This window comes from Lentzea rhizosphaerae (genome assembly GCF_042649515.1).
GTDB lineage: Bacteria > Actinomycetota > Actinomycetes > Mycobacteriales > Pseudonocardiaceae > Lentzea > Lentzea aerocolonigenes.
The window spans coordinates 32,547-53,308 of record NZ_JBHRZI010000002.1 but is presented as its reverse complement, the minus strand read 5'-3'; the positions used below and the strand labels follow the sequence as shown (position 1 = coordinate 53,308).

At 69.9% G+C, this 20,762-nt stretch carries 15 protein-coding genes; 13 read left to right on the top strand and 2 right to left on the bottom strand.

Annotated elements, in window-relative coordinates; genetic code table 11:
* Positions 1-85: 85 nt before the first annotated feature.
* Entirely contained in the window at positions 86-3,199 is a 3,114-nt protein-coding gene (locus ACFOWZ_RS00440; RefSeq protein ID WP_382367026.1) for an AfsR/SARP family transcriptional regulator, read from the bottom strand.
* A gap of 176 nt (positions 3,200-3,375) precedes the next feature.
* Here ACFOWZ_RS00440 and ACFOWZ_RS00435 point away from each other — a divergent pair, with 176 nt between their 5' ends.
* Positions 3,376-6,159, top strand: coding sequence for an ATP-binding protein (locus ACFOWZ_RS00435; protein ID WP_382367024.1), 2,784 nt, complete (start codon positions 3,376-3,378; stop codon positions 6,157-6,159).
* A gap of 5 nt (positions 6,160-6,164) precedes the next feature.
* On the opposite strand, the gene ACFOWZ_RS00430 is transcribed toward ACFOWZ_RS00435, so the two are convergent.
* On the bottom strand, positions 6,165-6,959 hold the full coding sequence (locus tag ACFOWZ_RS00430) for a flavoprotein (protein ID WP_382367022.1): 795 nt from the start codon (positions 6,957-6,959) through the stop codon (positions 6,165-6,167).
* 109 nt (positions 6,960-7,068) lie between these two features.
* Between ACFOWZ_RS00430 and ACFOWZ_RS00425 the strand changes: the two genes are divergently transcribed.
* From ACFOWZ_RS00425 to ACFOWZ_RS00370, 12 genes are all read left to right on the top strand, one after another.
* Positions 7,069-8,226: a hypothetical protein gene (locus ACFOWZ_RS00425; protein WP_382367020.1), complete on the top strand. Its 1,158-nt coding sequence runs from the start codon at positions 7,069-7,071 to the stop codon at positions 8,224-8,226.
* Positions 8,223-10,274: a tetratricopeptide repeat protein gene (locus ACFOWZ_RS00420; RefSeq protein WP_382367018.1), complete on the top strand. Its 2,052-nt coding sequence runs from the start codon at positions 8,223-8,225 to the stop codon at positions 10,272-10,274. Before ACFOWZ_RS00425 ends, ACFOWZ_RS00420 begins: the two co-directional genes overlap by 4 nt.
* Positions 10,271-10,759, top strand: coding sequence for a flavin reductase family protein (locus ACFOWZ_RS00415; protein ID WP_382367016.1), 489 nt, complete (start codon positions 10,271-10,273; stop codon positions 10,757-10,759). The genes ACFOWZ_RS00420 and ACFOWZ_RS00415 overlap by 4 nt, the downstream gene beginning before the upstream one ends.
* 270 nt (positions 10,760-11,029) lie before the next feature.
* Complete coding sequence (locus ACFOWZ_RS00410) at positions 11,030-11,899, top strand: alpha/beta hydrolase (protein ID WP_382367014.1); 870 nt, start codon at positions 11,030-11,032, stop codon at positions 11,897-11,899.
* Positions 11,896-12,282, top strand: a complete 387-nt coding sequence (locus ACFOWZ_RS00405; protein WP_382367012.1) for a hypothetical protein — start codon at positions 11,896-11,898, stop codon at positions 12,280-12,282. The genes ACFOWZ_RS00410 and ACFOWZ_RS00405 overlap by 4 nt, the downstream gene beginning before the upstream one ends.
* 93 nt (positions 12,283-12,375) lie before the next feature.
* Positions 12,376-12,816 carry a hypothetical protein gene (locus ACFOWZ_RS00400; RefSeq protein WP_382367010.1) on the top strand — a complete coding sequence of 147 codons (441 nt, stop codon included), beginning with the start codon at positions 12,376-12,378 and terminating at the stop codon, positions 12,814-12,816.
* A 50-nt stretch (positions 12,817-12,866) separates the two neighbouring features.
* Positions 12,867-13,925 (top strand): FecCD family ABC transporter permease, encoded by a 1,059-nt coding sequence (locus ACFOWZ_RS00395; RefSeq protein ID WP_382367008.1) that lies wholly within the window; start codon positions 12,867-12,869, stop codon positions 13,923-13,925.
* Positions 13,922-14,971: a FecCD family ABC transporter permease gene (locus ACFOWZ_RS00390; RefSeq protein WP_382367006.1), complete on the top strand. Its 1,050-nt coding sequence runs from the start codon at positions 13,922-13,924 to the stop codon at positions 14,969-14,971. Before ACFOWZ_RS00395 ends, ACFOWZ_RS00390 begins: the two co-directional genes overlap by 4 nt.
* A 274-nt stretch (positions 14,972-15,245) precedes the next feature.
* Positions 15,246-16,736 carry a non-reducing end alpha-L-arabinofuranosidase family hydrolase gene (locus ACFOWZ_RS00385; RefSeq protein ID WP_382367004.1) on the top strand — a complete coding sequence of 497 codons (1,491 nt, stop codon included), beginning with the start codon at positions 15,246-15,248 and terminating at the stop codon, positions 16,734-16,736.
* Positions 16,737-16,842: 106 nt separating this feature from the next.
* Positions 16,843-18,750, top strand: coding sequence for a tachylectin-related carbohydrate-binding protein (locus tag ACFOWZ_RS00380; RefSeq protein WP_382367002.1), 1,908 nt, complete (start codon positions 16,843-16,845; stop codon positions 18,748-18,750).
* Positions 18,751-18,800: 50 nt separating this feature from the next.
* Positions 18,801-19,634 (top strand): ABC transporter ATP-binding protein, encoded by an 834-nt coding sequence (locus ACFOWZ_RS00375; protein ID WP_382367000.1) that lies wholly within the window; start codon positions 18,801-18,803, stop codon positions 19,632-19,634.
* A gap of 93 nt (positions 19,635-19,727) precedes the next feature.
* A complete protein-coding gene (locus ACFOWZ_RS00370) occupies positions 19,728-20,756 on the top strand; it encodes an iron-siderophore ABC transporter substrate-binding protein (protein WP_382366998.1) in 1,029 nt (342 codons plus the stop codon).
* Positions 20,757-20,762: the final 6 nt, after the last annotated feature.

The window sequence follows — 20,762 nt, the reverse complement described above, 5'->3', positions numbered from 1 at the left end:
GCGATGTGCTCGCCAGGCCGCGGCGCAGACAGCAGTCAGCGATCTGGTCCTTTCGCCGCCGGGAAAGTCCTCAACTGCCGGTCGTTCAGGTCGGCACGGCGAGCCCGTCGAGGCGGGCTTTGAGCTGATCGGCTTCCGGCACACCGATCTCGTCGTAGATCGCGGCCGCCTCGCGCCACAACGCCACTGCCGCACCGGGGTTTCCCGTGCTGCAGCGCAACTTTCCGATGCCGTCGAGCGCGCGGGCCCGTTCGTACCGGTCACCGGTCTCGGTGGCCAGTGCGAGCGCCGCGTCGTGGTGCAGCTCCGCCTGGTCGAACCGGCGCATCGCCGTCGCGGCGGCCGCGATGCCGTTGAGCGCCTGTGCTTCCTGGAACCGTTCGCCGAGGCGTCTGTCCAGCGTCAGCGCCTGGCGGAACGACCGCAGCGCCTGTGCGGGCAAACCCATGTGCAGCAACAGGTCCCCCTGGAAGCCGAGCACCGCGGCCTCGCTCGCGATTTCGCCGGACGCCGCGTGCACAGCCAGTGCCCGTTCGACGTGGCGGCGCGCGACCCAGTGGTTGCCGAGCCTGGTGTGCAGGACGGCGAGGTTGCCGGACACGAAACCCTCGCCCTGGCGATCGCCCAGCTCGCGGCACATCTCGGCGGCCCGCCGCAACGACCGCGCAGACTCCCGGTGACGGCCGAGGAGCGCGTACACCAGCCCGAGGTTGCAGTGCTCGATGCTCTCCATCATCCGGTCGTCCAGCAGCTGGGTCAGTTCCAGCGCCCGCCGGTGGCAGTCCACCGTCTCCAGGTAGCTGCCGAGCCGCAGGTGCACGAACGCGAGGTTGGCCAGCACCATCGCCTCGCTCGCCCGGTCGCCGATGTCGCGGGTGATGGCCAGCGCCCGCCGGTAGTGCTCGATCGCGTCGCCGTGCCTGCCCAGCCTGGCGTACACCCCCGCCAGGTTGCTGGTGGTCCTCGCCTCACCGGTCCGGTCACCGGCCTGCCTGCGCAGAGCCAGTGCCGCGTCGAGATGTTCGGCCGCTTCGGCGTAACGACCGAGGTGGTGGCACACGCTGCCGAAGTTGTTCAGCGCCGCGCCGATGCGGGCGGGCTCGCCGAGGCGGCGGGCGGAGTGCAGCGCGTGCCGGTGGACGGTCTGCGCCTCGGCCAGATGACGGCCCTGGTCCAGGTAGGGCCGCAACGCCTGCGCCAGCTCACAGGCCTGGGCGTGCCAGCCGTGGATCGCGCAGTGCGCGACGACGGCGACCAGGTTCGCCCGCTCGGAGTTGAGCCAGTGCGCGGCCAGGACCGGGTCGTGCAGCGGCGGCGTGCGGAACGCGGACGGTGGCGGTGTGCGGCCGCGGCCCAGTGGCAGCACGGTTTCGGCGACGGTCGCGGCGTGCACGTAGTAGTCGAAGAGTCCGGTGAGCGCGACCGCGACGGCGTCGGCCGGCGGTTGGCGCATGCCGTAGGCGCGCAACAGGTCGTGGACGTGGTACCGGCCTTTGGCACCGCGTTGCACCAGATGCGCGCGACAGAGCGCCGCGACGAGCCGTCCCGCCTCCTCGGGCGTGGTCTCCAGCAGGGCGGCGGCAGCGTGCACGTCGAAGTCGGCACCCGGATGCCAGGTGAGAAGGCCGAACGCGCGTGCCGCGGCGGGAGGCAGCACCCGGTAGGACCAGTCGAACACGGCCACCACGGCGGTGCCCGGATCACCGCCGGCGTCCATCTCGTCCAGAGCGCGCTGCCGGTCGGCCAGCGTCGCGGCGAGCTCGTCGAGCGGGGTGGCGGACTGCGCCGCGAGCTCGGCGACGATGCGCAACGCGAGCGGCAGCCCGGCGCACTGCTCCGCGACCGCTCCCGCACCCTCCTGGTCGCCGATCAGCCTTTCGAGCAGAGCCTGGGATTCATCCGGTGTCATCGGATCCAGCCGCACGCGCCGGGCGCCGTCCCGCGCCACCAGACCGGCGAGGTCGTCGCGGCTCGTCACCACGACCACGCAGCCCGCGGTGCCCGGCAGCAGCGGCCGCACCTGCTCGGAGGCACGCGCGTTGTCCAGCACCACCAGCATCTTCCGGTCCGCGATCGCCGTCCGGTACCGGCCGGACAGCTCGGCGATGTCGTGTCCCGCGTGGGCGCCGCGTTCGCCGAGAACCCGCAGGAATCCCACCAGCACCTGCTCGGGCGGCACCGGCGCGCCGGGCCCGTAACCACGCAGGTCCACGTACAGGCAGCCGTCGGGGAACCGGTCACGTGCGCCGTGCGCCCAGTGCACCGCCAACGCGGTCTTGCCCACCCCCGCCGTTCCGACGACCGCGGTGGTGCCGGACGCCGCAGCCGACAGGCGATCCAGCGTGCGCAGCTCGTCGTGCCTGCCGACGAACGGTTCCGCGTCCGGCGGCAACTGCCACGGAACGGGAGCGGCGCGCTGCGGGACGGCGGCGGTCCGCACGGGCCCCGCCAGCCCCGGGTCGTCGCGCAGGATCCGTTGGTGCAGCTGCTGGATCTCGGGACTCGGGTCGGCGCCCAGCTCCGCGTGCAGCACCCGGCGCAACCGGTCGTACGCCCGCATCGCCTCGCCGGGCCTGCCGCTGCGGTACAGGGCGAGCATCAGCTGGCCCCACAACCGTTCCCGCAGCTCGTACCGGCCGGTGAGCTCACGCAGCTCGGCGGCGAGCCCCGCGTGCCTGCCGAGCTCCAAGCGCGCCTGGACGCAGTCCTCGATGGCGTCGACGCGCCGGTCCTCCAGCATCCGGACGGTGGGCGCAACCGCCTGCGGGACCGGCACTCCGTCGAGCACGGGACCTCGCCACAGCGCGCCCGCGCTGGTCAGCCGCTCGACGGCCTGTTCGTGGTCGCCGCGCGCGAGACAGTCCCTGCCCGCGAGCGCGAGGGCGGTGAAGCCGAGGACGTCGAGGTCGTCCGGCTCCGAGGCCAGCAGGTAGCCACCGCTGGCCGTCTCGATCCTCGTGCTGCTCCTCCCGCCGGAGCGCAGCAACCGGCGCAGGTCGCTGACGTACGAACGCAGGTTGATCCGCGCGGACCGCGGCGGGGACCCGTCCCACAGCGCGTCGACGATCCGTTCGGTCGGCACGAAGGTGTTGGCGTGCAGGGCAAGCACGCCGAGCAGCACCCTGGCCATCCGCCGCGCCGGCAACGCGGGACCGTGGTCTGTGGCGATCTCGACCGGCCCGAGAATGCGAAGTCTCACCCACACTCTCCAGCGTCACCAGGAACTGTCGACGTTTCGAGCCTAGGGCCGGGAACGCCGGTCGTACGCACCCAATCGGAGTGAAGCGTTTGCGTACACGACGCCGTGTACGCCGTTGTGTACGCGGGCAGCCGATCGTGCCGGACATGGGAGCCGTCACAGTGCCATCGCCTCGGATGATCGGGCGAGAAGAGGAGTTGCGGGTGCTCACCGGGGTGGTGGAGACCGGCGGCGCCGCGATCGTGCTCGGCGAGCCGGGCATCGGGAAGTCGCGGCTCGTGACCGCGGCGGCGGATCACGGGGTGACGCGGGGAATGCGGGTTTTGCGAGGCCGGGCCGATCCCTCGGCACCGCTGCGGGCGTTGTCCGAGGCGGTGCTCTCACTCGCCCGCGACGACGGCCTGCCCGCCGACCCCGTGCTCCTGCCCTACCGGCACGCGCTCGCCCGGTTCGCCCCTGAATGGCGCGACAGCGGGACCACCGACGAGCCCCTTGTCGTTGTCGCAGAAGGGCTTCTGCGGCTGCTGGGCGTCCTCGGCCGCGACACCGGCTGCGTGCTGGTCCTGGAGGACCTGCACGACGCGGACGTGGGGACCGCGGCGATTCTCGACTACCTCGCCGACAACCTGGCGGAGCAGCGGGTGGCCCTGCTCGCGACCGCGCGGGACGAGGAGTGCCCGGTGCTGGAGCTGGCGCGGGACGGCAGGCGCTTCGGCCTCGCCGTGGTCGAGCTCGCCAGGCTGGACAGGGCGCGGACGGGTGAGCTGGTCGCGTCCTGCCTCAGCGTGGCGTCGAGCGCGGTGCCCCGTGCCGCAGCGGAGAGGGTGTTCCGCGACAGCGAGGGTGTGCCGTTCGTCGCCGGGGAGCTGCTCGCGGCCGGCCATCTCGTGCAGGAGCTGGGCGGGTGGTCGGTGCGGGATGGCGCGGACACCGTTGTGCCGGAAGCGGTCGTGCACAGCGTCGCGGGCCGGGTGCGCAGGCTCGGCCCCGAGCTCACCGATCTGCTCACCACCGCCGCGGTGTTCGGGCGCCGGTTTCCGCTGCCGGTGCTGCGGATCATGTCCGGTCTCGGCAGGCACGAACTGGTGCGGCGGCTGCGTCCCGCCGTCACGAAGCAGCTCGTCGCGCCGGATCACCTCGCGGCGGGCTGGTACTCGTTCCGGCACGCGCTGACCCCGCGGGCCTTGCTGGAGAAGGCAGGCGGCGAACGGGCCGAGCTCGCCCGGCGCGCCGCCGAGGCAGTGGAGGCCTGCTGGCCGGGGCTGCCCGGCGAGTGGTGCGCGGTGGCGGCCGGGCTTTGGCTCGTGGCCGGCGAAACCGGCACTGCCCGGCGGCTGTTCGTCGACGCGGGACAACGCGCGCTCACCGACGGGAACGCGGCCGCGGCCGTGGGGCTGCTGCGCCGGGCACAGGAGCTGGCGACGGCGTGCTGCGAGCCGATCGCGGTGCTGACACCGCTGCTCACCGCACTCGCCGAGGCGGGCGAGGTCGAACAGGCCTTCGCCCTGGCCGCGAACGTCGACGACCTCGGTCTCGATCAGGCAGGACGAGCCGTGCTGCACACCACGCTCGCGCAGGTGGCCGTGCGGGCGGGACTGCCGTCACGCGGCCACGAGGAGCTGGAAACCGCTCGGAGGCTGCTGGGCCCAGGCGCCTCACCAGAGCTCACCGTGAGGATCGACCTGATCACCGCCGGACTCGGGCACCCGGACGCGGAGGACCTGGCGTTGCGCGCACTCGCCCAGGCCGCCCGCTCCAGGTTGCCCGTCCTCGCCTGCGAGGCGTTGGAGCTGCTCGGAACCCTTGCGGTGCAACGAGACCCCGCCGAGTCGGATGCGCGGTTGCGGCGGATGGCCGAACTGGCGCACCGGCACGGGCTGCCGGCGATGCGACTGCGGTCGCGCGCGAGGTCCGCCGTCAACCACTCCCTGCGCTCCGGCGACGACACCCGGCTGCGTCAGGTGTGCGGTCAGGCGTTCGAGGCGGGCGCGGTTCTGGAAGGGCACCTGCTGCAGGCGAAGCTCGTCATGACCACGGTGCTGCGCGGCGAGTTCGTGCTCGCCGCCGAGCTCGCCGACCGCTGCCTGCCCGAGGTGACCCGGCTGGGTCTGCGGCAGGTGGCCGACGACGTGATCACCGCCAAGGCTGTCGCGTTCGCGCTGCGCGGGCAGCGTTCGGCGATGGAGCGCGCGGTCCGGTCGCTGGACGGCACCACATCCGCTCTGGCCGCGTGCGAGACGTTCTGCGCCCTCGCCGAGGAGGACAGGCGACGAGCGGTGGAAGCGCTGGACGTGGCCGATGCACGGGACGCGGCGCACCACCTCCAGGCGTGGCCGCACGGGCTGAGAGTTCTGCTGGGGGCGCTCGACGGCGAGATGGGCTGGTCGCACCACGGTGACGCGGTCGAGGCCGCACGCGCGGGATCGGCGTGGCACCGCCAGTTCCTCCTGCTGACCGAAGCAGTGCTGGCCGGCAGGGACGGGCGCGCCGAACAGGCGGCGGAGGCGATGGCGGAGCACGGCCGGGTCGCCGAACCGTTCGCGCTGACCCGCAGACTCGGGCTGCGGCTGGCCGCGGAAGCCGCGCTCACCGACGGATGGGGTGACCCGGCGAGCTGGTTGCGCGAGGCGGAGGAGTACTTCCACGTCGGTCAGCTGACCGCGCTCAGGAACGCCTGCCGCACGTTGCTGCGGGGAGCAGGGTGGACCGCGTCGCAACGCCGCACCGGCACCAGCGACGTGCCGGCCCGGCTGCGGCTGCTCGGCATCACCGCGCGGGAGAACGAGGTGCTGCGGCTGCTCGCGGAACGGCTCGGCAACACCGAGATCGCCAGACGGCTCTACATCTCCCCGCGCACGGCCGAAAAGCACGTCGCGAGCCTGCTCGCCAAGACCGGTGAGCACGACCGCAGATCACTGCACAGGTTCGCCATCGACCACCTGAGCGACCTCGCGGGCTGACCCCGTCACCCGTTGACCGTCGCGGCTTCCGCCTCCTCCTCGCCGACGCTGTCGAGGAGCACCTCCAGCCAGGCGACGATCAGCTCCGTCGCCTCCTCCGGCTCCGGCATGCCGATGCCCAGCACGTTCTCCTTCTGCCACAGCTCGAACACGGGCCGCCGCTGCGGTTCGACCACGGTGTGCCCGTCCGCGCGCAGCGCCTCGACGTGCCTGCGCACCACCGGTTTGTCCCACATGACCTCGTTCATGGCGGGGAAGAACAACGCCGGCCTGGTGGCGGCCAGCAGCGCGGTCTGGGCCGGTGACGAGCCGAGGCCGAGAGCGGTCGCCGCCAGCACGTTCGCGGTGGCCGGCAACACCACGATCCCCAGCGACCTCCTGGCGAACTCCACGGGATTGAGGTCCGGGTCGTCGCTGACGCAGACCTCGTCCGCGTACCAGCCCGCGACCTCGCGCCGCAGGAACCGTTCCGCGCTGTGCGTCAGCAGCACGCGCAGGCTCAGGTCGATCTCCTGCCGCAGCCACGTCAGATACCCCGGCATCCCCAGTGCGGCACTGGATCCGGTCACGATGATCGAAAGCGCGTCGTCTCGCATGCGCACACCGTCCACCGTCCCGCCCGGTGGTGGCCATGGGGGACGGCCCCCAATCCACGCACGGCGGCCGCGGCGAATTCCGGGGTCCCGTCCCCACTGCGGCACGAGGTCCGCCGCTGACACGGTGAGCTCCGCCGACGCCTCGGCAGAAACGGAGGTGACTCCCATGAAGAAGATCGCGATCCGCAAGAACGGTTCGATCAAGCTCACGTCTTCCGCGCCGGGCTACTGCACTCCTTGTTGCTGATGAACCGGGCGGCCGCTCCCGTGCTCTGCCCGGGAGCGGCCATCCACCTACCTCCCGGAGTTCTCGATGTCCGCGCATCGTCTGGAGTTCCACCCGCTGACCTACGTCGAGGAGCACGACGGGATCACCGTCGGCAGGCCCGACGCCGAGTCCTACGCCACGTTGCCGGAGGACGGAGCAGCCCTGCTGCGCCGGCTGTCGGAGGGCATGCCGGTGCCGGAAGCGGCCGACTGGTACCGGACCGAGTTCGGCGAGCCCATCGACATGGAGGACTTCGTCGCGGCGCTGCACGAGCTCGGGTTCATCCGCGAGGCCGGTGAAAGTCCTGCCGTGGCCAGGGAAGTACGGTTCCAGCGACTCGGCCGTGCGGTGTTCTCACCACTCGCCTGGGCGTGCTACGCCGTGCTCGTGGGCGTGGCGCTGGTCCTGATGGCCGCGCAACCCCAGCTGCGCCCGCACGCGGAGAACGTCTTCTTCACCTCCTCGCTCGTCGCGGTGCAGCTGGTGCTGACGTTCTCGCAGATCCCCGCTCTCCTGCTGCACGAGGGCTACCACGTGCTGGCCGGACGCAGACTCGGTCTGCCGTCGAAGCTCAGCGTCGGCAGGCGGTTGTACTTCCTCGTCGTGCAGACCGAGCTCGACGGTCTGCTCAGCGTGCCGCGGCGCAAGCGCTATCTGCCGTTCCTCGCGGGCATGCTCGCCGACCTGCTGCTGTTCAGCCTGCTGACGGCGACCAGTGCGGTGGCGGGGCCGAACCTGGTGGGGCGGTTGGCACTCGCCGTCGCTTACCTGGTCGTGTTGCGGCTGGCCTGGCAGTTCTACGTGTTCCTGCGCACCGACCTCTACTTCGTGTTCACCACCGCGTTGGGCTGCACGAACCTGCACGAGGCCACCACCGCGTACTTGCGTGACAGGTTCGCCTGGTTGCCGGGCGTCCGCAGATCCCCGCAGCAGGACTGGTCTCCCCGCGATCGGCAGGTCGCGCCGTGGTTCGCGGCGATCACCGTCGCCGGAGTGGGTTTCCTGTTGGTGACGCTCGTGGTCGCGATCCTGCCGGTGATCGTGGGGTTCGCGGTCAGGACGTGGACCGCGCTGGCGCAGGGCACCTCGGGCGGCGCGGGTTTCTGGGACTCCGCCGTGTCCGTTCTGTTGATCTTGATCCAGGCCGTCCTGCTGCTCGTGGTCTCCCGCCGCGACAGCTCATCGAGGAAGGAACGAGCATGAGCGAACACCTGTGGCGGACCGGTCCGCGAGCCGAGGCCTTCGGTGACGCCGACTTCGAGGTCGACTGCCACTCCAGACTGCGCGGGCCCTACACCGGCGTGGGAACCCTGCTGCGCGCGCTGGTGCCGGCCGTGCACGCCGAACGGCCTGATCTCGTCCAGCGCCACGCACTGGAGATCCTCTCCGCCGCGCCCGAGCTGTCCGGCCTGATCGGCGCGGGACCGCAGACCCTCACCTCGCTCGCGATTCCCAGTGAGCGCACGAGGATCTACCCCGCGAACAGGACCCGGCGGCTCGCCCACGGCGTCTTCGAGTTCCTGCGGTCGCACGCCGAACTCGCCGGCCACGATCCGCTGACGCTGGCGTTCACGAACCTCGACGAGGCCGACCACACCGACCAGGAGTTCGTCGCCATCGCGTTGCGGCGCAGCGGATCCGGCCCGCTGCGGTTCGTGATCACGACCCGCACCGAGCACGTCGACGAGGAGCTGGCGGCCTCGCTGCGCCGGTACGCGCGGCAGACCGTCCCGGCGCAACGTCCGGACTTCGGTGGCACGGAAGAAGAAGCGTTGCGGGCGTTCATCGACTCCGACTGCACCTCGGACGACCCCCGTCTGCTCGCCGCGTACGCCTCGGCAGCCGACGACGTGCGCGCCCGGCTGCACGACGAACGCGCCGCCCAGCTCGCGGGAGGTGACAGCAGCCTCGGGCTCGGTGCGTTGCTGTACCACCTCGAACACGGCAGCGATCCCGCCGGAGCGGGCAGCATCGCGATGCTCGACGCCGCCAACCACTGCTTCGACATGGGTTTCTACAACATGCTCCTCGACATCGTGCCGCGCGGCAGGGCGATCACGGATCCGGACGCGGAGCAGGAGCGCCACTGGCTTCTCACCACGAAGATGACCACCGCGCTCGCGTCGCTCGACCGCAGCCTGGAGAGCCTGCCGTACTACGACGAGCTGCGTGAGCGGCACACCCTGCCGATGGTGCACCTGTTCTGCTCCTACGCGATGGCGATGCTCTACACGCGTCATCATCCGCCGGAGCACAAGGACCACCACCAGGCCAAGGTGCTGCTCAACAATGCCGTGGCCATCGCCTCGCTGCTGCCCGACATCGAGCAGCGGACCTTCCAGACGGTGTTCCAGAACAACGGCAAGGCGCTGGTCGAGATGCACCTGGGCAACCTTCCGGGATCCCTCGCGCTGGTGAACGAGGGCGTGCGGCGGCTCGACGCGGAACTGGACCCGGAGAAGCACCAGCTGCACAGGTCGGTGCTGCTGAACAACAGGGCCAAGGTGCTGGTGGCGCTGGGCCGCGTCGAGGAAGCGCTCGCCGACCTCCACGCGGTGATCGAGGTCGACCCCAACTACCCCGACTACTACTTCGACCGCGCCGACGTGTGGCGCAGACTGGGCGAGCCGGAGCACGCGCTGGCCGACTACGCCAAGGCCATGACGCTGACGGCGCCGTTCCTCGAGCTGCACTACAACCGCGCCGACCTGCGCGCGGAACTGGGCGACCTCGACGGCGCGATCGCCGATCTGTCCTATGTGGTCGAACTCGAACCGGACCAGCTGGACGCGCGCATCAACCTGGTCAGCCTCCTGATCGACACCGGCTCGTTCGGCACCGCCCGCGCCTGCGTCGACGAAGGCCTGCGGGTGCACCCGGAGGACGCGCGGCTGCTGCACGCGAGCGGCCTGCTGGCGATGGAGACGAACGATCTCGACCTCGCGGCCAAGGAGTTCGATCATGCACTGCGCGTCGACGCCCAGCTCGTGGCCGCACGGGCCAGCCGCGCCGCCCTCGCCCACGCCATTGGCGACCAGGACGCGGCCATCGAGGACCTCACCGTCGCCATCTCACTCGACACCGGCAACCCGGACCTGTTGTACAACAGGGGTTTCGTGTACCAGGCGGCCGGAAGGTTCCGCGAGGCCATCGACGACTACTCCCGCGCACTGGTGCTGCCCGGAGCCGACGAACCGGGACTGCTGCACCAGCGGACGATGTGCGAGGCCGAACTCGTGGACCACCGATGACGACCCGTGCTGACCCCGCGCTCACCGGCGAGGACCTCCGCGCGTTCATGCGGACCTGGCCCACCGGCATCGCGGTGGTGACCAGCACCGCGGGCACGAACCCGGTGGGCTGCACGGTGAACAGCTTCACGTCCGTCTCCCTGCACCCGCCGTTGCTGATGATCTCGCTGGCCCAGCGCAGCAGCACCCTCGCGGTGATCCGGCAACGGGAGTCGTTCGCCGTCAACGTGCTCGGCTTCGCGCACCGCCAGCTCGCCACCCGGTTCGCCACATCCGGCGACGACCGGTTCGCGGGCGTGCCGTGGAGCGAACGCCTCGGCGTCCCCCTGCTGGACGACGCGACGGCCGCGGCGGTGTGCGAGGTGAAGCAGGTCGTCGAGGCCGCCGACCACGTGCTGGTGATCGGCAGCCCGTGCTGGTGCGGACACCGCGACGAGGGCGACCCGTTGGTGTTCTTCGACAGCGGGCACCACCGGCTCGCGTGACACCGCTCGGCAGGTGCTTGTCGAGGATCGCGGTGAACACACGTGGCCCGAACTCGTAGGCGAGGTGTGGGTGAAGGTGCGGAGCAGGTTGGGCTGCGCCTGAACGGCGAACGTGCCGGAGCTGCTCACGCCGATGACGACCGATGTGCGGCGAGAACCTGTGGTTTTTTCGTGGTTCGGCGTGGGGTTCCAGCAGGGTGGTCCCCGATCAAGTGAGTGATCGCGTCGGCGTACCGTCGGGCGGCGGTACGCCACATCAGGGGGACACTCATGCGGTTGGGACTGAACGGTTTCATCGATCCTGCGCTCACGGCGCACGTCGAGGAGATGCGGGGCCTCAACGCCCAGCGCGGAACCAGAAGGGGCCCAGCGAACCTCGACGAGGTGCGCGAGGTCCGTGCCGCGCTGACCGGGGCGGGTGAGTTGGTCGACGGCGGCGGAGTGCCCGTGCGGATTCTCGAGCCCCAGGGCACACCTCGCGGCGTCCACCTCGACTTCCACGGCGGCGGTTTCTACCTGGGTTCGACGGCCCAGGACGACGAACGCAACCAACGGCTCGCGGACGCCCTCGGGGTCGTCGTCGTGAGCCCCGACTACCGGCTGGCCCCGGAAGATCCCTGGCCCGCCGCACCCGACGACTGCGAGACGGCGGCGCGGTGGGTGCTCGACGCATTCGGCGCGGTGCCATTGACCATCGGTGGTTTCTCGGCCGGCGCCACCCTCGCCGTGACGACGTTGCTGCGCCTGCGAGAGCGCGCCGGCCGGTTCCGCGGTGCCGCGCTGCAGTTCGGCACGTACGACCTGAGCGGTCGGACTCCGGCGGGAAGGCTGATCAGGGACGAGTACTTCATCGAGGCCTACGCCGGTCACGTGCGCGACCGCACGATCCCGGACATCTCACCGATCTACGGCGATCTGCGCGACCTGCCGCCGTTGCTGATGATCGTCGGCGCCCTGGACGTCCTGCTGGAGGACAACCTGGCGATGGCGGCCCGCGTGTGCGCGGCGGGCGGTTCGGTGGACCTGCGGGTGTACCCGGAGTCGCAGCACGGGTTCACGAACCGGTCGACCGGGATGGCGAAGGCGGCACGCCAGGACATCGAACGGTGGCTGGCGGCTCTCCTAGACTCTGCGGGATGAAGCTCGGCGATGTCACGCGGACCGCACTGGCCTGCATCAGGATTTTCAACGGAGCGCTGGGGTTGTTCGCGGCGAGCAGGATGGCGAAGAGCCTCGGTGACGAGCTGGGCGACGACAAGCGGTTCGTCTACCCGGCGCGCATGTTCGGCATCCGCACGCTGGTCCTCGGCGTGGACCTGCTGACGCTGAAGCGGGACGACGCCTCCGCACAGCGGGTGCTGCGGCAGGCCGTGCTGATCCACGCCACGGACACCGCGGCTGCCGTGTACGCCGGGACACGCGGTGAGCTGCCCGCCAAGGCCGCGAAGCTGACCACGATCATCTCGGCGGTCAACACCGGGCTGGCGGTCGTGTCGCTCGTCACCTCCACAAAGGACCGGTGAGTGATCGACCAGGGAGTCTCCCTGGCGCGAACACCCTCTCCGACCGGCCAACCTGAGTCCTGTCGAAAAACAGGACGTCGAGAGGCCGAGGACATGCCCACCATCACCCTGACCCAGCAGACCACCGCGACCCCCGAGCAGTTCGTCGCGGGCCTCACCGACTTCGGCCCCGGCCGCGCCGAGCTCTTCCCCAACAGCGCCGACGACTCCCTGGTCGTCCACGAGAAGCGCGACACCTTCGCCGACGTCACCGAGGGCTCCGGCGGCATCTGGGAACGGCTGCACTACGACTGGTCCGACCTGGGCCACGTCGTGCTCCGGACCGTCGACTCCAACGTGTGGGGCGGGCGTTCCGGCCACACCTACACGTTCACCAGGCAGGCCGACGGCACGACGATCGTGCGGGCCGAGGTCGTGCGCGAGGGCAAGAACTTCAAGGGCAGGCTGCTCGGCCTGTCGCTGGGGTTGCTCGGGCCGAAGGTGCTGGGCGGCGCGCTCGCCAAGACGGTCAAGGCCATCGAGGCCCGGAGTTAGGTAAGGGTGCCCTGAGTCAAGAAGGCGGGCAGCAGATAACGTAGCCCGTCGTGAGCATCGTGGTGGAGCGACGCGGGCTGGATCCCGCACCGGCCGGGGCGCGCCCCCGGCGGCTGGCCGGGCTCGTGTTCCTGGTGGCGTTGCTCGGTGCCGTGGCGGTGCTGTCGCTGGTCGTCGGGGTGCGGGCGCTCAGCCCCGCCGAGGTGTGGCAGGGGTTGTTCGGCGATCCCGGCACCGACCAGCGGCTCACCGAGATCACGCTCATCGTGCAGACCCTGCGCGTGCCGCGGACGGTGCTCGCGATCGTGGCGGGGGTCGCGCTCGGGGTCGCGGGCGCGTTGATCCAGGGCCACACCCGCAACCCCATCGCGGACACCGGGTTGCTCGGCGTCAACTCCGGGGCGTCGTTCGCCGTGGTGCTCGCCGTCTACCTCTTCGGGTTGCAGAACCCGCTCCAGTACATGTGGTTCGCGTTCCTGGGCGCGGCGGCGGCCGGGGTGCTCGTGTTCGGGCTGTCGAGTCTCGGCCGCGGCTCCGGCAACCCGCTCACCCTCGCGCTGGCCGGCCAAGGGGTGACGATCTTCCTCGCCGCGATGACCACCGCGGTCGCGTTGTCCGACAAGCAGTCGCTGGACGTCTTGCGGTTCTGGAACGCGGGTTCCGTGCAGGGCGTCGGGTTCGACGTGATCGGGATCGCGGCGGTCTTCGTCGTCGCCGGGCTCGTGCTGGCGCTGCTGAACCTGCCGACGATCAACCTGCTCAACCTCGGTGACGACGTCGCGCGCGGTCTCGGCGTGAACATCGCGGCAGGGCGCACGGTCGGCGTCGTCGCCGTCACGTTGCTGGCCGGTGCGGCCACGGCGGCGTGCGGGCCGATCGCGTTTCTGGGGCTGATGGTCGCGCACGTCGCGCGGTGGATGACCGGGCCGGACTACCGCTGGCTGGTGCCGTACGCGGGGGTGCTCGGCGCGGTCGTGCTGCTGGCCGGCGACATCGCGGGACGGCTCGTCGTGCGGCCGGCCGAACTCCAGGCAGGCATCGTCATCGCCCTCATCGGCGCACCGTTCTTCGCGGCGCTGGTCTGGCTCGGGAAGTTCAGGCAGGCATGAGCACACAGATGCACCGCGGTGTCCGCGTCGCAGGGTGGTCGTGGGTCTGGCGGCCGTGGATCGTGCTCGTCACGGTGGTCCTGGCGGCGCTGACGTTCCTCGTCTTCTGCGTGTCGATCTCGGTCGGCGACTTCACGATCGAGCTGTCCGCGGTGTTCAGGACGCTGATCGGGCAGGGCGAGCGCGTCGACGAGTTCGTGATCATGGACCTGCGGATGCCGCGGGCGCTCGTCGGCCTGATCGTCGGCGTGGCGCTCGGGATCTCCGGCGCGCTGACCCAGTCGATCGCACGCAACCCGTTGGCCAGTCCCGACGTTCTCGGCATCACCGGCGGTGCCAGCGCCACGGCCGTCTTCGTCGTCACGGCGAGCGGCGGCGCGGCGGTGTCGAGCACGATCGGACTGCCCGCGGCCGCACTCACCGGCGGGCTGCTGACCGGGCTGCTCGTGTACTTCCTGGCGTGGCGCCGGGGCATCGACGGCTTCCGGCTGATCCTCATCGGCGTCTCGGTCAGCGCGGTCATGCAGGCGGTCACGACGTGGCTGTTGGTGCTGGCCGACATCCGTGACGTCGCCCGCGCGCAGTCCTGGCTCGTCGGGTCGCTCGACTCGCGGTCGTGGACCGAGGTGTGGACCACGCTGTGGATCACCCTCGCGCTGGTCGCGGTGGTGCTGGTGATCGCCTTCCAGCTCCAGCCGATGCACTTCGGTGACGACGTCGCCGCTGGCCTCGGTGTCCGGTACACGGCCGTGCGAGCGATTCTTCTTCTGTGCGCGGTACTTCTCGCTGGTGTCGCGGTCTCCGCAGCGGGTCCGGTTCCGTTCGTGGCACTGGTCGCGCCGCAGATCACGATGCGGCTGCTGCGCTCCCCCGTTCCGCCGTTGATCGCGTCGGGTCTCTTCGGCGCGTTGCTGCTCATCGGCTCGGACTTGATCGCACGAATCGTGCTGCCGAACGACATGCCCGTAGGCGTGGTGACGGCCATCATCGGCGGCCCATTCCTCGTTTACCTTCTGGTGCGCGCAAACCTCAAACGCGCAGCCTGAGGCAATCGAACGAATCGAATCGGGTGTCGAACCGAAAAAACCGAATAGTGTTCGCTCCCGTCGAACTAATTCGACAACACTGCAGGTCGTCTCGTATGGCAGAGCAGACTGCCTCTTGTAGATTCGACACAGGTCTGGCAATCTCACGAAGCAGTGTTAGCACTAACACAAATACGTGTTCCCGCTGACCAATTGCGACAACGGCAAATCCGTGGGGGCGCGACAACGGCAATGCCGCATTGGCGAATTGTCGAGGAGGATCACTGTGGATTCGATGGACCAAGTCCCACGCCGCCGTGGGACCCGCTTCCGGCGCGGCCGGTGGGCCTCGGCGCTGAGCCCGGTGCTCGCGACCGTGCTCGTGGCCGGTGCGGTGGTCGCACTCACTCCGAGCGCGGCGTCGGCGGCGACCGTCGACACGACTGCGTGGTACGTGCTCGTCAACCGCAACAGCGGCAAGGCGATGGACGTCGCGAGCGCGTCCACGGCCGACGGAGCGGCGGTCCAGCAATGGTCCCGCCACGACGGCGGGAACCAGCAGTGGCAGTTCGTGGATTCCGGTGGCGGCTACTACCGGTTGAAGTCGAAGAACTCCGGCAAGGTTCTCGACGTCGCCGGTCTGTCGGCCGCGGACGGCGCGAAGGTCCAGCAGTGGACGGATCTCAACGGCACCAACCAGCAGTTCCGGCTCGCGGACTCCGACGGCGGGTACGTCCGGCTGATCAACCGCAACAGCGGCAAGAGCGTCGAGGTGACGGGCCTGTCGACCGCGGACGGGGCGGCCGTCGTGCAGTACGGCGACTGGAACGGCGCCAACCAGCAGTGGCAGCTCGTCCGCGTGGGCGACACGGGCGGATCGTGCCAACTCCCGTCGAACTACCGCTGGTCGTCGACGGGCGTGCTGGCGACGCCGAAATCGGACTGGGTGTCACTCAAGGACTTCACCAACGTCGTCTACAACGGCAAGCACCTGGTCTACGGCTCGACGGTGGACAAGACCGGGCAGCACTACGGCTCGATGAACTTCGGGACGTTCACGAACTGGTCGGACATGGCCTCCGCACCGCAGAACACGATGAACCTCGGCACCGTCGCACCCACGCTGTTCTACTTCGCACCGAAGAACATCTGGGTGCTCGCCTACCAATGGGGCCCGACGACGTTCAGCTACCTCACGTCGAGTGACCCCACCAACGCCAACGGGTGGTCGGCGCCGCAGGAGCTCTTCTCGGGCAACATCCCCGGCGGTGGCGCACTCGACCAGACGCTGATCGCCGACGGCACGAACATGTACATGTTCTTCGCCGGTGACAACGGCAACATCTACCGCGCCAGCATGCCGATCGGGAACTTCCCGGGCAGCTTCGGCACCTCGTACACGACGATCATGACCGACACGCGGGAGAACCTGTTCGAGGGAGTCGAGGTCTACAAGGTCAAGGACCAGAACCAGTACCTCATGCTCGTCGAGGCGATGGGCACGGGCGGACGCTACTTCCGCTCGTTCACGTCCAGCAGCCTCGGCGGCACGTGGACCCCGCAGGCCGCGACCGAGAGCAACCCGTTCGCCGGCAAGGCCAACAGCGGCGCCACCTGGACCAACGACATCAGCCACGGCGACCTGGTGCGCACGAACCCCGACCAGACCAAGACCATCGACCCCTGCAACCTCCAGTTGCTCTACCAGGGCCGCAGCCCGAGTTCGGACGGCCAGCCGTACAACTCCCTGCCCTGGCGGCCAGGCGTGCTGACGCTCCAGCGCTGATCGCCTGACACCAACCGGACCGGCGCCCTCACCAGGAGAGGGCGCCGGTTCGTATGCTCTCGCGGACCGCCGGGCGTTCGGGCCCGGCTCGACCTGGGGGCTTCTCTTGAGCACCAAGCTGAGATCGTTGTGCCTGGCCGTCGCACTGGCGGCGGGCACGATCACCGCACTCACCGCGGAGAACGCCGCCGCGCTGCCCGCCACCTGCAAACCGACGGTGCGCATCTTCACCATGCAGGCCGACGGCGACCTGTGGCTGTACGACCACGCCGACCCGGTGAACGGCTCGTTCGCCTGGGCCGGAGCGAAGCAGGTCGGGTGGGGCTGGGGCGGCAAGACGTTCGCCGGTGCCGACGGGCGCGTCTACAACATCACCACCAGTGGAGAGCTGCGCAGGCTGCGGTACAACGGCAGCGGCTGGGACACGTACCCGAACGGACTGCAGTACGAGACCATCGGATGGGGCTGGCAGCGCTACCTCACCGAGCGCGACAAGATCACCACGGATGCCGAGGGCTCCCTCTACACGCTCGAGGGCGACCGCCTGCGGTGGTGGATGTTCAACGAACAGTCGGGGCAGTGGAGCGGCGGCAGCGGCCGGACGATCGACGTCGGCTGGAGCCGGTTCCACTCGATCACGGGAAGCGCTCCCGGTGCGCTCCAGGCCCGTGACGCGCAGAACGTCCTGCACCGCTTCCGCTTCGACCGCACGACCGAACGCGCGATGATCTACGACGAGGTCGACGCCTCGGCTGACTGGCGGCCGGGGGGCCAGATCCTGTCGCCGGGTGGGGACATCTACTACTCGGTGCGTGCCGACACCGGCGATCTGGTGTGGAACTACTACCTGGAACACGTGCCGACGTGGAACGCGGAGAAGGTCGTCGGCCACGGCTGGGGCACCGATCTGGACGTGACGGCGTCGACCACCGACTGCGAGGTGACGGATCTGCCGATGCCGAACACCAGCAGGCCGGCTCCCGGCGCCGAGGGGCCCGCGTCGATCGCTCTCCCGCCGGGCATCGACGACGCGCACGTCCTGGGCGTCGACACGACAGGCGGCCTGTACGACCTCAACGGCGGCGAGCGGGGCTGGACGACGACCAAGGCGACGGGCCAGTACGTCGGGGTGTCCGACGGAGTGGCGGGTGACGGGATCGCAACGCTGGCGAGCACGTCCGCCTCCACCGGTGACGTCACCCTGCACCGGGTCCCCACGGACAGGTTGCCGCACGTCGCGTCGCTCGCGGGGCGCATGGAGGGCAAGCCCGAGATCTCCCGCCGCGGCGACGGCACGATCTCGGTGTACGCGGCGGGAGACAGGGGTGACGGCACGCCGCAGCAACGCCTCCGGAAGCTGTACGTGCGAGAGCAGATCCTCGGCTACTCGCAGTCGCCCGAGTTCCGTCCGTGGCGCGACTTCGGGCACTACACCACCGACTACACGGGCGAGATGTCCGTCGTCTCCAGGGTGACCGGGTGGACGCTGATCGTGGCGCGGACGTCGACCGGCGAGTACGACGTGTTCAAGCACGTGCAGGGCACTGTGCCGGCTCTGCTCGGCAGACTGCCCGGCGGCCGGTTCCCCAGCAGGGTGGTGCTGAGCGGCGACGGTGCCTACGGCGTCTACGCGTTCGCACGCGTCGGCGACTCGCTGTCGTACCTGCACTACGACGAAGACAGCGGGTTCGAGGGCCAGTGGCGGCCCGTTGCCGACGCCGCGGCGAAGCACGTCACCGGTGACGTGCTGTCCGCGGGCGAGGTCGAGGGGCGCACCGTCGTCACCGCCACCGGCGACTGCGGCGTGTGCGCGACGATCACCATCGGCGAGAACTTCCAAGCGTGGCAACAGGTCGCACCTGACGCCGGACCGGCAGCCCTGGTGCGGGTGTTCCCCGTCAAGGGCACCGAGATCGGCGTGCTGACGGGCCCGGTCGGAGCGCGCAGGCTCTACACCGCGCCGTCCCCGCCGTGGAACACACCGATGGAGTTCACCGGAGGCCCCATCGGCTGAGCGCGGAAGTGTGCGGTCATGGGGACAACCCAGTTAGGTAAGGTTTCCCTATGACCGCGCTGCGCAACGATGTCGCCCGACTGGGGGCCGAGGGCGTCACGGTCGGGTACGCCGACCGCATCGTGCTCGACAACCTCGACGTCTCCGTCCCGACCGGGGTGATCACCACGGTCATCGGGCCCAACGGCTGCGGCAAGTCCACGCTGCTGCGCACGCTGTCCCGGCTCCTCAAACCGCGCCAGGGAACCGTGCTGCTGGACGGTCACGACATCGCGCGGCTCAAGACCAAGGACGTCGCGAAGCGGATGGGCCTGCTCCCGCAGACCCCGATCGCGCCGGAGGGCCTCACCGTCGCCGACCTGGTCGCACGCGGCAGGCACCCGCACCAGAGCTGGGTGCGCCAGTGGTCGAGCGACGACGCGGACGTCGTCGCCAAAGCGTTGCAGATGACCGGGGTCGCCGACCTCGCGCACCGCCCGGTCGACTCGCTCTCGGGCGGTCAGCGGCAGCGGGTGTGGATCTCCATGACGCTCGCCCAGGGCACCGACCTGCTGCTGCTCGACGAGCCGACGACGTACCTCGACCTCGCGCACGCGATCGACGTGATCGACCTCGTCGACGACCTGCACGAGGGCGGCTGCACGATCGTCATGGTCCTGCACGACCTCAACCTCGCCGTTCGCTACAGCGACAACCTCATCGTGATGAAGTCCGGGTCGATCGTCGCGCAGGGGCACCCGAGCGAGGTGATCACGAGCGACCTGCTGCTGGACACGTTCGGCCTGCAGGCGAAGGTCATCGACGACCCGGTCAGCGAGCGGCCGTTGATCGTGCCGATCGGGCGGACTCACGTGGTATCGAAGAGTGACCAAGGACTAGGTTAGCCTGCCCTAAGTGGGTGATAAGGTTCGGCTGTCCTAATTTCCACCGCCGCGTGGGCAGCGAGAACGAGGTGCCGAATGGGCCAGCGAACGACCATGACCTGGAAGCGATTGACCGCCGTGGCAGCAGCCGTGGTGGTCGGCGCCGGCGTCCTCGCCGGGTGTGGTTCGTCCACGCCCACGTCGACGCCTGACGCGAACAACGCCTCCGGTGGCACGTTCCCGACCAAGGTCGAGCACTTCTTCGGCGAGACGGAGATCAAGGAAGCGCCCAAGCGCGTCGTCTCCCTCGGCTACACCGACGACCAGACGATGCTCGCGCTGGGCGTCGTCCCGGTCGGCATGGTCGACCAGTACCCGAACCCCGAGGGCAAGAAGCCCGACATCAACACCCAGTGGGCCTGGGTGAAGGACAAGTGGGGTTCGACCACGCCCGAGGTCGTCATGAAGAACGGCGACACCGAGCCGAACTACGAGAAGATCGCGCAGCTGCGCCCCGACCTGATCGTCGCCGTGTACTCCGAGGCGGACCAGGCCTGGTACGACAAGCTGAGCAAGATCGCCCCGACGGTCGGCCGCACCAAGGCCGAGAAGGAGCCGTTCAGCGCGAAGTGGCAGGACAACGCGCTGCAGGTCGCCAAGGCGATCGGCAAGGGTGACGAGGGCGCCAAGATGATCAAGGCCATCGACGACAAGATGGCAGAGGCCAAGAAGGCGAACCCGGGCTGGGCGAACGAGACCGCGGTCGTCACGTCCTGGTACAAGGACGCCGTCGCGCCGTTCACCACCACCGACGTGCGCGGCCAGCTGCTGACCGGCATCGGCTTCAAGGGCAACACGAAGATCGACGAGATCGCGGGCGGCAAGTTCTACACGACGCTGTCGCCGGAGCGCATGGACCTCATGAACGTCGACCGCATCTTCGTGATCGCCGACGAGGCCGACCAGAAGTCGCTGAAGAACTTCCAGCTCTTCGCGAACCTGCCCGCGGTCAAGGCGGGCAAGGTCCACTGGCTGCTCGACAGCGAGGGTCCGGCCATCGGTGCCGCGATGTCGCAGGCGACGCTCGCGTCCATGCCGTACGCGGTCGACGAGCTGGTGAAGTCGGCCAAGTCCGCCGGCTGATCTCCA